Origin of the sequence: Pseudorhodobacter sp. E13, from assembly GCF_003991405.1 — a bacterium.
GTDB lineage: Bacteria > Pseudomonadota > Alphaproteobacteria > Rhodobacterales > Rhodobacteraceae > Pseudorhodobacter.
Genome location: NZ_RPEN01000151.1, coordinates 67,057 through 78,281 on the forward strand (window position 1 = coordinate 67,057; position 11,225 = coordinate 78,281).

Here is an 11,225-nt window from a genome sequence, read left to right on the forward strand (position 1 = left end):
GCATGGGGGCTGGTTGCCCCCAAACCCCCACAGGTATTTGGGCCAAGATGAAATCAGGACGCAGGGATGGGGTTGTTCATGTTTAGATTGGAAAAACGCCCCAGCCCTTCGGCCTTTTGGCAATATGCCACGCCGGTGCTGGCGGTTTTGCTGACGATGGTTGCAGGTGGCGCGCTGTTTGCGCTGTTGGGCAAGAACCCGGTGGCGGCCATTCGCACCATTTTCTGGGACCCGCTGTTTGGCGAGTTTGCCTTTTATCTGCGGGGGCAACTGCTGGTGAAGGCGGGGCCTTTGATCCTGATTGCGGTGGGGTTGAGCCTTGGATTTCGCGCCGGCATCTGGAATATCGGGGCCGAGGGGCAGTATATCATGGGGGCGATTTTTGGTGCGGGCGTGGCCTTGGCTGTGTTTCCGACCGAAAACCGGTTGATCTTTCCGGTGATGATTGTCGCCGGGGCCTTTGGCGGCTGGCTTTGGGCGATGATCCCGGCTGTATTGAAGACGCGGTTCAACACCAACGAGATTCTGGTGTCGCTGATGTTGGTCTATGTGGCGCAGACCGTGCTGTCCAAGGCTGCGACCGGGTTTCTGCGCAATCCGCAAGGCATGGGCTTTCCCGGCAGCCGCAATTTCTCCAGCTATCCGGCGGCGCGGAATGTGGAATTGTTTGCGGGCTCTGGCATGCATTGGGGGGTGGTTGCGGCCTTTATTGCGGTGATCGCGGCCTATGTGCTGTTGCAACGGCATCTCTTGGGCTTTCAGATCAAGTTGGCGGGTCAGGCACCGCGCGCGGCACGGTTTGCAGGCGTGCAGCCGACGCGGTTGGTGGTGATGTGTATGGGGATTTCGGGTGCCTTGGCAGGCATGGCGGGGATGTTTGAAGTGGCCGGGCCTGCCGGGCAGATCAGCATCGACTTTGCCTCTGGCTATGGGTTTACCGCGATTATCGTGGCCTTTCTGGGCCGGTTGAACCCGATTGGCATTTTGCTGGCCGGGTTGGTGATGGCACTGACCTATGTGGGGGGCGAGATGGCCTCGACCAATCTGGGGTTGCCATCAGCGGCGATACAGGTGTTTCAGGGGATGTTGCTGTTTTTCCTGCTGGGGGTGGATGTGTTGACCAATTACCGGCTGCGGCTGACCAAGGGGAGGGCCGCGTAATGGATCTTTCAAGCATCAACCCGGCGGTTCTGATTGCCTCGCTTATGGTGGCATCGGTGCCGATCATGCTGGCGGCGATTGGCGAATTGGTGGTGGAAAAAGCCGGGGTGCTGAACCTTGGTGTCGAAGGCATGATGATCATGGGCGCGATTTGCGGGTTTATCGTGGCGGTGAACACGGGCAGCCCGGTGGCGGGCTTTCTGGGGGGCGCGGCAGGCGGCGCGGTGCTGAGCCTTGTTTTCGCGCTGTTGACGCAGGTGTTGCTGGCCAATCAGGTTGCTTCGGGGCTGGCGCTGACGCTGTTTGGCGTGGGGTTGTCCAGCCTGATGGGGCAAGGCTTTGTGGGTATCCGCCCGCCGCTGACCTCGGCGGTTGATCTGGGGCCTTTGGCCGATATTCCGGTGCTGGGACATATTCTGTTCCGCCATGATCCGATGGTTTATATCGCGATTGCGGTGGTGGCCGGGGTTTGGGCCGTGTTGCGCTTTACCCGTGCGGGATTGATCCTGCGCGCGGTGGGCGAGAGCCATGAGGCCGCACATGCGCTTGGCTATAAGGTCACGCGCATCCGCATCATGGCGATCCTGTTCGGGGGCGCGATGGCGGGGCTTGGTGGCGCCTATCTGAGCCTGATCCGGGTGCCGCAATGGACCGATGGCATCACCGCCGGGGCAGGCTGGATTGCGCTGGCGATCGTGGTCTTTGCCAGTTGGCAGCCGTGGCGCGTGCTGATCGGTGCCTATCTTTTCGGCGGGATTTCGGTGTTGCAGTTGAATTTGCAAGTTGCCAAAGTGCCAATTCCGCCAGAATACTTGTCGATGTCGCCCTATCTGATAACCATTCTGGTGCTGGTGATCATGTCATCGGGCAAAGGGAGAAAGGCGTTGAATGCGCCGGCCGCCCTTGGCCAGAATTTCCATGCCTCTCGCTGATCGCGGCGGGGCCAAAACCAAACCGGGCCGCTGCGGCCCGACCAACCGGGAGTGTAGAATGAACCGTAGAACTATGATGGCAACGGCGGCCCTTGGCCTTGGCCTGGCATTCGGGGGCAGCGTGCAGGCTGCTGGCATGGACAAGGTAAAGGCCTGTTTCGTCTATGTCGGCCCCGTGGGCGATGGTGGCTGGACCTATCAGCATGACCAAGGCCGCCTTGCCCTGATCGAGGCTTTTGGCGACAAGGTCGACGCGACCACCTTTCAGGAAAACGTGCCCGAGGGTGCCGACAGCGAGCGTGTGCTGACGCAGATGGCGCTGGGTGGCTGCAATATCATCTTCACCACCTCGTTCGGCTATATGGATGCGACCAATGCCGTGGCCGCAAAATTCCCGAATGTGATGTTTGAACATGCGACCGGCTTCAAGCGCGAGCATCCGAACGTCTCTACCTATAACGCGCGGTTCTATGAAGGCCGTGCGGTGCAGGGGCATATTGCGGGTAAGATGACCAAATCCAACAAGATCGGCTATATCGGGTCGTTCCCGATTCCCGAAGTGATCATGGGCATCAATTCCTATTACCTGCATGCCAAGAAGGTGAACCCGGATGTGGAGCTTTCGGTGGTTTGGGCCTTTACCTGGTTTGATCCGGCGAAAGAGGCTGATGCCGCCAAGGCGATGATCGAGCAAGGCGTGGACGTGATTGCGGCCCATACCGATTCGACCGCGCCTTTGGCCGAAGCGGCGAAAACGCCGGGTGTGATCGGTTTTGGTCAGGCCTCGGATATGTCGGCCTATAAGCCGAGCCCGCGGGTATCGTCGATCATCGACAACTGGGCGCCTTACTATGTGAAGCGCGTTGGCCAATTGCTGGATGGCACCTATGCGCAGGCGGATGCCTGGGAAGGCATTGCAGGCGGCGAAGTGGAAATCGGCGAGATCACCGATGCGGTTCCGGCAGAGGTGAAGGCCGAAGCCGAAGCCATGCGCGATGCGATCGGGGCGGGGACATATCATCCCTTCACCGGGCCGATCAACAAGCAAGACGGTTCTGCCTGGCTGGCCGAAGGGCAGACAGCGCCGGATGGCGATTTGCTGGGCATGAACTTCTTTGTCGAAGGCATCAAAGGCGACATTCCGCAGTGATCTGACGGATGGACTAACATCAAAGTCTGGGGGGCTGTCTGCCCCCCACGCCCGTTTGCTTTGGCAAACGGGCCCCCCTGAGGATATTTTTGAACAGATGAAGGCGAGTTGCGCTTTGGATCTGGGATGAGCGTCCGCCCCCCCGTTAGAAAGTGGCGATTTGCACGATGGATTATGATTTTGTGATCATTGGCGGCGGGATTGCCGGGATTTCCTGTGCCGCGCGCTTGGCAGGGGCTGGGCGCGTTTTGGTCTTGGAGGCAGAGGCGGCGCTGGCGCATCATGCCTCTGGCCGGTCCGCCGCACTATATGAGCCGCGCTATGGCTTGGCCCCTGTTGTGGCTTTGTCGCTGGCTTCGGCGGCATATTTTCATGGCGCGCAAGGCGTGTTGAGCCCGCGCGGCATGATGATTGTGGCCAAGAAAGACGACCGCGCGCTGTTTGAGGCGGATGCCACAGGGATGGAGCTTGCGCCGATTTCGCTGGAGGCGGCGCGGGAGATCGTGCCGATATTGAACCCGGAAACGGTGGCGCATGTGGCTTTGGCCGACCACGCTTGGGATATTGATACTGATCTGTTGTTGCAGGGCTTTGCGCGGCAGGCCCGCGCCCAAGGGGCCGAGATTTTGACGAAAGCGCCGGTCACCGCCATCACACGCGAGGCCAAGGGCTGGCGTGTTGAAACGCCGCAGGGGGCGTTTGGCGCGCGGGTGTTGATCAATGCCGCCGGGGCTTGGGTCGATGTGGTGGCCGCGATGGCCGGGGTTCGCGCTTTGGGTTTCACGCCTTTGCGGCGGTCCATGGCGCGCATTCCCGCGCCCGGTGGTCAGGATGTCAGCCGTTGGCCGATGATCTTCGGGGCGGGCGAGACATGGTATGCCAAACCCGATGCCGGGGCCTTGATCGTCTCCCCCGCCGAGGAGGAGCCCAGTGTGCCGCATGACGCCTTTGCCGATGACATGGTGCTGGCCGAAGGCTTGGCCCGCTATGAGGAGATGGTGACAGAGCCGGTGACACGGATGCTGGCCAATTGGGCCGGATTGCGCACCTTCTCGCCGGATCGGGTGCCGGTGATCGGGTTTGACACAGGCGACCCGGCCTTTTTCTGGCTGGCGGGGCAAGGCGGCTATGGGTTCCAGTCGGCGCCTGCCGCCTCGCAGCTTGCGGCGGATTTGCTGACGGGGCAGGGCAGCGCGCTGGAGGCGGGCGTGGTGGCCAGCCTGTCGCCGCAGCGTTTCGCATGACCCAAGCCCCCGCCCCGCGCTGCGCCCCCGCGGCAGAGCGCAACCTTGCGCCGATCATGGCAAGCCTTGGCCGCCATGCGCCCGCATCCGGGCGCGCCTTGGAAATTGCCAGCGGCACGGGCCAACAGATCCCGCGCTTTGCGGCGGCGCATCCGGGCCTGATCTGGCAAGCCACAGACCGCGACCCCGCCAATCTGGAAACCATGCGGGCTTGGGCCGCCCTTGCCCCTGCCCCCAATCTTTTGCCGCCCCTCTTGCTGGATGCAGCGCAGCCCGGTTGGGCCACCGCGTTTGCGCCCTGCGCCTTGGTGCTGATGGTGAACCTGCTGCATCTGATTTCAGACCTTGAGGCGGCGGTGGTGTTGCAAGAGGCAGCTTTGGCCTTGGCCCCCCAAGGGCGCTTGATGGTCTATGGCCCTTTTCTGCGCGCAGGCCGCACCACCAGCCCCGGCGATGCCGAATTTCACGCCGCCTTGCGCGCGGCCGACCCAACAACGGGTTACAAGGATATCGCATGGGTTCAGGCCCAGCTTGCCGCGCAGGGCCTTGATACCCGGACCGAGGATATGCCTGCCAATAACCTCATGCTTGTCGCATTCAGAACTTGATATGTGTCAAGGCAGCCCCGTGCTGGGCGTGTCACTGCTGCGCCAACCGCTAGCAGGAGACAAAGATGAGCTGGACCGACAAGAATGCCGAAATGCGCGACCAGTTGCGCGTGATGAACCGGGCGATCCCCGAGGTTGCCAAGGGCTTTGGCGCCCTGTCCAAGGCGGCCAAGGACGCGCAGGTGCTGGATGTGAAAACGCTGGAATTCGTGGCCCTTGGCATTGCGATTGCCGACCGCTGCGAGGCCTGCATCGGCTTTCACGTCGAGGCGCTGGCCAAGGCGGGCGGCACGCGTGCGGAATTGGGCGATGTGCTGGGCATGGCGGTGCAGATGGGGGGCGGCCCGTCCTTGATGTATGCCGCCAAGGCGCTGACCGCTTGGGATGATCTGACGGCGGAAAAATAAATCAACGCGGCGCGACGGAACCACGCCCGCGCGCCGTTCAACGATTGCACACATTCAAATATGTAGGGAAATCTGATGAGAACCTTCTTCCTTCTGACCACCGCGCTGACCCTGATCGCCGGTATGGCCTTGGCGCAACAGGGCCAACCCGGCGCGCAATTTATCGAACAATGGGATATGGACGGTGACGGGCAGGTCACGCTGGCGGAAGCCATTGAAAAGCGAGGAGAAATTTTCGTGATGTTCGACAAAGAGGCCGATGGCACCATGGACGCTGCGGATTTTGACGGCGTGGCAGAGCATCTTGCCGCTGAAAACGCGAACAAGGGCTCGGGGCACGGCATGGGCAATGGCCCCGGCAAGCTGATCCACGAGGCGATGTCAGCCGCCTATAACGATGCCGATGGTGACGGGCTGGTCACGCCCGAGGAATTCCGCGCCGCCACCGAAACCCTGTTTGCCGCGATTGACCGCAATAGCGATGGGCTGATGACCTCGGCTGATTTCGGCAGACAGTAAGCCCGCCACCCCGAATGACGGGTGACAATCTGGCAACCGGCTGTCACATTGGCAGCCGGTTTTGCTTTGGGGGTCATATGGTGAGGCTTGGTCTGGGTGTGTTGGTTCTGGCGATGACTCTGGCCGCTTGCGGCGGGCGCGAACACCGGCAACGCGGCCCGCATGCCGGGCAGCAGGCGGCGGTGCAACTGCCTGCCAACGCCCCGCGTTTCGGGGATGCAAAGCCGCATGAGTGGGACGGCCGCGCGCCATCGGCCTATGCGGTGCATGGCATCGACGCCTCGCGCTGGCAGGGAGAGATTGACTGGGCCACCGCCATTGAAAACGGTGTTTCCTTTGCCTTTTTCAAAGCGACCGAAGGCGGCGATGTGATCGACCCGGCATTCGATGACTATTGGAAAGGCGCAGGCCGGGCCGGGTTGCCGCGCGGGGCCTATCATTTCTATTATTTCTGCCGCCCGGCGATTGAACAGGCGCGCTGGTTCATCCGCAACGTGCCGCGCGAGCGTGGTGCCCTGCCCCCGGTGCTGGATATGGAATGGAACGCCCATTCCCCCACCTGCACCAAACGCCCGGATGCCGCCCATGTGCGCAGTGAGGCCAAGATTTTCATGGATGCGCTGGAACGCCATTACGGCCAGCGTCCCATCATCTATACCACCGTGGATTTCTTTGCCGAGAACCAGTTGGGGCGGCTGGCGGGCTATGACTTCTGGTTGCGCTCGGTCGCGGGGCATCCGTCCAAGGTTTATCCGGGGCAGGCCTGGACCTTCTGGCAATATTCCGGCACCGGGCTGGTGCCCGGTATTTCCGGCAAGGTTGACCTGAACACCTTTGCCGGGTCGCGGGCCGATTGGCGCGCTTGGGCACAGCGGCGGATGCGCTGACGGGAAGGCCAAAAAAAAGCGCCCCGAAGGGCGCTTTTAATCACTGATCGAGGAAAGAGCGCAGCTTTCGGCTACGGCTGGGGTGTTTCAGCTTCCGCAGCGCCTTGGCTTCGATCTGGCGGATGCGTTCGCGGGTCACGCTGAACTGCTGGCCCACCTCTTCCAAGGTGTGGTCGGTGTTCATCCCGATGCCAAATCGCATGCGCAGCACACGTTCTTCGCGCGGGGTCAGGCTGGCCAGAACCCGCGTCGTGGTTTCCTTCAGGTTTTCCTGAATGGCGCTGTCCAGCGGCAACACGGCGTTCTTGTCTTCGATGAAATCGCCAAGCTGGCTGTCTTCTTCGTCGCCAATCGGGGTTTCCAGCGAGATCGGCTCCTTGGCGATTTTCATCACCTTGCGAACCTTTTCCAGCGGCATTTGCAGCTTTTCGGCCAATTCTTCCGGCGTCGGTTCACGGCCGATTTCGTGCAGCATCTGACGCCCGGTGCGAACCAGCTTGTTGATCGTCTCGATCATATGAACCGGAATACGGATGGTGCGGGCCTGATCGGCAATGCTGCGGGTGATCGCCTGACGGATCCACCATGTTGCATAAGTGCTGAACTTATAGCCGCGACGATATTCGAACTTGTCCACGGCCTTCATCAGGCCAATGTTGCCTTCCTGAATAAGATCAAGGAATTGCAAGCCGCGGTTCGTGTATTTTTTGGCGATGGAGATCACGAGCCGAAGGTTCGCTTCCACCATTTCCTTCTTGGCCTGACGGGCTTCTTTCTCGCCCTTCTGGACCTGATTCACGATGCGGCGGAATTCGGAAATATCCACCCCGACGTAAGAGCCGACCTGCGCCATCTCATCGCGCAATTCTTCGACCTTGTCGCGGCTGCGTTCCATCAGCGCCTGCCAGCCGCGCCCGTCCTTGGCGGCCATCCGGTCGCACCAAGTCGGGTCCAACTCATAGCCTTGGTATTCATCAATGAATTCACGGCGGTTGATACGCGCCTGATCCGCCAGCTTCACCATGCCCGAGTTGATGGACATGATACGGCGGTTGATGCCGTAAAGCTGGTCGATCAGCGCTTCGATCCGGTTGTTATGCAGGTGCAATTCATTCACCAGCAGCACAATTTCAGACCGCAGCTTCTGATAGGCCGCTTCTTCCTTGGACGAGAACATATCCTTTTTGTTCATCGTCGCCGACATGCGCAATGTCTGCATTTCGGCCAGCATTTCATAGTCATGCGCGATGACTTCCAGCGTCTCCAGCACGCGCGGCTTCAGCGCGGCTTCCATCGCGGCCAAAGACATGTTGGAGGCTTCGTCATCCTCCTCATCATCGTCCGAGCGTGACAGCGGGTTGCCATCGGCATCCAGTTCCGGCCCGGTATTCGCTTCGCGCTTGGGGGCCGCTTCGCCCGTGGCCGCAAGGCCACCCACCAGATCTTCGTCGCCTTCGCCCTCGCCGTCCATGCCACGGCCAAAGGTGGTTTCAAGGTCGATCACATCGCGCAGCAAAATATCTTCGTTCAGAAGTTCGTCGCGCCAGATGGTGATGGCCTGAAAGGTCAGCGGGCTTTCGCACAGGCCCAGAATCATCGTGTTGCGACCGGCCTCGATGCGCTTGGCAATCGCAATCTCGCCTTCGCGCGACAGCAATTCAACCGAGCCCATCTCGCGCAGATACATCCGCACCGGGTCATCCGTCCGGTCCAGCGTTTCGCTGGCCGCACCCGACAGCGCCACCTCACGCGAGCCAGAGCCGGTTTCCACCAACTCCCCCCCGGTGGAGCTGTCTTCCATTTCTTCTTCTTCGGTAACCTGAATTCCCATTTCCGACAGCATCGACATCACGTCTTCGATCTGGTCAGAAGAAACCTGCTCGGGCGGCAGCACCGCGTTCAGCTGGTCATAGGTGATATAGCCGCGCTCGCGCGCATCCGCGATCATCTTCTTGATCGCCGCCTGACTCATATCAAGCGAGCCATCTGCCTCTTGATCGTCTTGCTTGCTGTCTTCGGCGTCTTTGGCTGCCATGGATGCTCCTTTAGGCCGGGCGGTCTGGTTTGGTTAAACCGAATCACTCGGTCGAATGTACGAATCATTAGCGCGAATCACGGGAGGTGAAAGGCGTTCGCCTTGTTTTTCCGATGATTTGCGTGTTTATCAGCTTTTTGCGGCAAGTTAAAAGGGCCGACCGTTCGATTTCCTTTCTGTTGCGGCGCGCGCGCCCAAGTCAGGATTTGGCCCGCCCATTGCGCCCGAAATCAATCCGATCCCACAGGCTGCGGGCCTCTTCCAGCTCCTCGCGGTCCATCTCCACCCCGTTTTCGGCGACAAACCCCTCTCCCTTCACGGCCTCGGGGCCTTTGGCGGCGGAAAAGCGGGCTTCATTTGCCTGCGCCAGCCGCCATGTCAGCCCTTCATCGGCCAGCCCGATCAAATCCTCTGCCGCCTCATTCACCTCGCGCCGCCCCCCGCGGACGGAGCGCAGTTTGCGCAGCATGTCGTTCAGGCAAATCTCGGCATAGTCGGCGTCATCGGCCTTCAATACGGGTGGTGCTGTCATGACATGGTTTTGGTGAAAGAGAGTTTCAACCACCGAACGGTGGGTCTGGCGCAGATTTTCCATGCCGCTCGCATCATCGTCGTGCCCGTGGTGCAAAAGTGCCAGCCGCAGGCGGTTTTCGTCCGGGTCGCTCAGGTCCAGCCGTTCCAACGCGGGTTCAAAACGGGCGATCAGGGTGGGATGGGTCAGCAAGGCGGCAAGGATTACCTGTTCCAGCACCCGCTCTTCGCTCAGACCCAAGGCCAGCGCCGAGGATTTGGTGGTGGCCACCGGGCGTGGTTCAGGCGCCCAGGGTTTGCCCTTGCCGCGCGGTCCTGGCGACCATTCGCGGCGCGGGCCGGGGCTGCGCCCGGTCTGGCCAAACAACTCCCAGCGCAGGCGTTTGATTTCTTCGCCGTAATGGTTGCGGATCGAGGCATCCTTGATCCGCATCAGCGCCGTGCGCAGGGTTTTATCCAGTGCCGCCTTGCGTTCGGGGCTGTCAAACACCCGACCTTCGGTTTCGCGCTTCCACAGCAAGGACACCATCGGCTGTGCGGCATCCAGCACCGCCTGCATCGCCCCTGCGCCTTGGGCTTTCAGCAGATCATCTGGGTCCTGACCCACGGGCAGCACGGCAAAGCGCAGGCCTTGCCCGGCCTCCAGCAGCGGCAAGGCCAGATCAATCACCCGTAGGGCGGCGCGCAAACCGGCGGCATCGCCATCCAGCGCGATCACCGGTTCCGGGCTGACGCGCCACATCAGGCGCAACTGATCTTCGGTGACGGCGGTGCCCAAGGGGGCGACCGTGGCCTTGAACCCGGCCTCGGACAGGGCGATCACATCCATATAGCCTTCGGCCACGATCAAAGGCGCGCCTTTGCCCGCCGCTTCGCGGGCGGGGCCAAGGTTGAACAGGTTGCGGCCCTTGTCGAAAAGTTCGGTTTCCGGCCCGTTGAGGTATTTGGCCCGCGCATTCGGGTCGAGGCTGCGCCCGCCAAGGCTGATGGCACGGCCACGCGCATCGCGGATCGGAAAGATGATACGGGCGCGAAAGCGGTCATAGGGGGCGTCATTATGGTCAGACACCGCGCAGACACCGCTGGCAAGGATGAGTTCGGGGGCAAACCCCTTGGCCTGCATCGCCGCAAAGACCGCTTGGCGCCCTTCCGGGGACCAGCCGATTTGCCAACGCTCCTGCGCTTCGGCTTTCAATCCGCGCCGGTCCAGATAATCGCGGGCGGTCTGGCCTGCGGCGGTCATCAGTTGCAGGCGGCAGAATTTCACCGCCTCTTCCATCACTTCGGCCAATTGGCTACGGCGGTCGGCTTTTTTGGCGGCCGCCGGGTCGCGGGCGGGCATCGGCATCCCGGCTTCGCGGGCCAAAAGTTCTACCGCTTCCATGAAGCCGAGGTTTTCTGTCTCTTTGATGAAAGTCAGTGCATCGCCTTTGGCATGGCAGCCGAAACAGTAATAAAACCCTTTGCGATCATCGACATGGAAGCTGGCGGATTTTTCCTGATGGAAGGGGCAAGGGGCCCACATGTCGCCCTTACCCTGGTTGGATTTGCGCATGTCCCAAACCACCTTGCGCCCAACAACTTGGGACAGCGAGATGCGGGTGCGCAATTCGTCAAGGAAACCGGGTGGCAGACTCATTCCCTATATATCGGCGTGATGCGCGCGATAGGCAAGCGGCGCGATTGCGGAACCGGTGCGGGGGGCCGTCTGCCCCCCCTTGCCTTGCGGCAATTCCCCCCCTGAGGATATT

General features: G+C 61.2%; 10 protein-coding genes. 8 read left to right on the plus strand and 2 right to left on the minus strand.

The window, feature by feature from the left end:
• Positions 1-78: 78 nt before the first annotated feature.
• From EGN72_RS06730 to EGN72_RS06765, 8 genes are all read left to right on the plus strand, one after another.
• The gene (locus EGN72_RS06730) at positions 79-1,161 is read left to right on the plus strand and encodes an ABC transporter permease (RefSeq protein ID WP_127045893.1); all 1,083 of its coding nucleotides are present in this window, start codon (positions 79-81) and stop codon (positions 1,159-1,161) included.
• A complete protein-coding gene (locus tag EGN72_RS06735; protein ID WP_127045894.1) occupies positions 1,161-2,093 on the plus strand; it encodes an ABC transporter permease in 933 nt (310 codons plus the stop codon). The genes EGN72_RS06730 and EGN72_RS06735 overlap by 1 nt, the downstream gene beginning before the upstream one ends.
• 58 nt (positions 2,094-2,151) lie before the next feature.
• Positions 2,152-3,243, plus strand: coding sequence for a BMP family ABC transporter substrate-binding protein (locus EGN72_RS06740; protein ID WP_127045895.1), 1,092 nt, complete (start codon positions 2,152-2,154; stop codon positions 3,241-3,243).
• 167 nt (positions 3,244-3,410) lie between these two features.
• Positions 3,411-4,487 carry an FAD-binding oxidoreductase gene (locus EGN72_RS06745; RefSeq protein ID WP_127045896.1) on the plus strand — a complete coding sequence of 359 codons (1,077 nt, stop codon included), beginning with the start codon at positions 3,411-3,413 and terminating at the stop codon, positions 4,485-4,487.
• Positions 4,484-5,095 carry a DUF938 domain-containing protein gene (locus EGN72_RS06750; RefSeq protein WP_127045897.1) on the plus strand — a complete coding sequence of 204 codons (612 nt, stop codon included), beginning with the start codon at positions 4,484-4,486 and terminating at the stop codon, positions 5,093-5,095. The genes EGN72_RS06745 and EGN72_RS06750 overlap by 4 nt, the downstream gene beginning before the upstream one ends.
• A 65-nt stretch (positions 5,096-5,160) precedes the next feature.
• Positions 5,161-5,502: a carboxymuconolactone decarboxylase family protein gene (locus EGN72_RS06755; RefSeq protein WP_127045898.1), complete on the plus strand. Its 342-nt coding sequence runs from the start codon at positions 5,161-5,163 to the stop codon at positions 5,500-5,502.
• A 75-nt stretch (positions 5,503-5,577) separates the two neighbouring features.
• Positions 5,578-6,021, plus strand: a complete 444-nt coding sequence (locus EGN72_RS06760) for an EF-hand domain-containing protein (protein WP_127045899.1) — start codon at positions 5,578-5,580, stop codon at positions 6,019-6,021.
• Between the two features lie 77 nt (positions 6,022-6,098).
• Positions 6,099-6,908, plus strand: coding sequence for a GH25 family lysozyme (locus EGN72_RS06765; RefSeq protein ID WP_127045900.1), 810 nt, complete (start codon positions 6,099-6,101; stop codon positions 6,906-6,908).
• 40 nt (positions 6,909-6,948) lie between these two features.
• Here EGN72_RS06765 and rpoD read toward each other — a convergent pair whose 3' ends face one another.
• On the minus strand, positions 6,949-8,943 hold the full coding sequence (rpoD, locus tag EGN72_RS06770) for an RNA polymerase sigma factor RpoD (protein ID WP_127045901.1): 1,995 nt from the start codon (positions 8,941-8,943) through the stop codon (positions 6,949-6,951).
• Positions 8,944-9,142: 199 nt separating this feature from the next.
• The gene (gene dnaG, locus EGN72_RS06775; protein WP_127045902.1) at positions 9,143-11,113 is read right to left on the minus strand and encodes a DNA primase; all 1,971 of its coding nucleotides are present in this window, start codon (positions 11,111-11,113) and stop codon (positions 9,143-9,145) included.
• Positions 11,114-11,225 lie beyond the last annotated feature (112 nt).

Coding starts and splice junctions, on each gene's coding strand:
- EGN72_RS06730 (WP_127045893.1), top strand. CDS start 79: ATGTTTAGATTGGAAAAACGCCCCAGCCCTTCGGCCTTTTGGCAATAT.
- EGN72_RS06735 (WP_127045894.1), top strand. CDS start 1,161: ATGGATCTTTCAAGCATCAACCCGGCGGTTCTGATTGCCTCGCTTATG.
- EGN72_RS06740 (WP_127045895.1), top strand. CDS start 2,152: ATGAACCGTAGAACTATGATGGCAACGGCGGCCCTTGGCCTTGGCCTG.
- EGN72_RS06745 (WP_127045896.1), top strand. CDS start 3,411: ATGGATTATGATTTTGTGATCATTGGCGGCGGGATTGCCGGGATTTCC.
- EGN72_RS06750 (WP_127045897.1), top strand. CDS start 4,484: ATGACCCAAGCCCCCGCCCCGCGCTGCGCCCCCGCGGCAGAGCGCAAC.
- EGN72_RS06755 (WP_127045898.1), top strand. CDS start 5,161: ATGAGCTGGACCGACAAGAATGCCGAAATGCGCGACCAGTTGCGCGTG.
- EGN72_RS06760 (WP_127045899.1), top strand. CDS start 5,578: ATGAGAACCTTCTTCCTTCTGACCACCGCGCTGACCCTGATCGCCGGT.
- EGN72_RS06765 (WP_127045900.1), top strand. CDS start 6,099: ATGGTGAGGCTTGGTCTGGGTGTGTTGGTTCTGGCGATGACTCTGGCC.
- rpoD (WP_127045901.1), bottom strand. CDS start 8,943: ATGGCAGCCAAAGACGCCGAAGACAGCAAGCAAGACGATCAAGAGGCA.
- dnaG (WP_127045902.1), bottom strand. CDS start 11,113: ATGAGTCTGCCACCCGGTTTCCTTGACGAATTGCGCACCCGCATCTCG.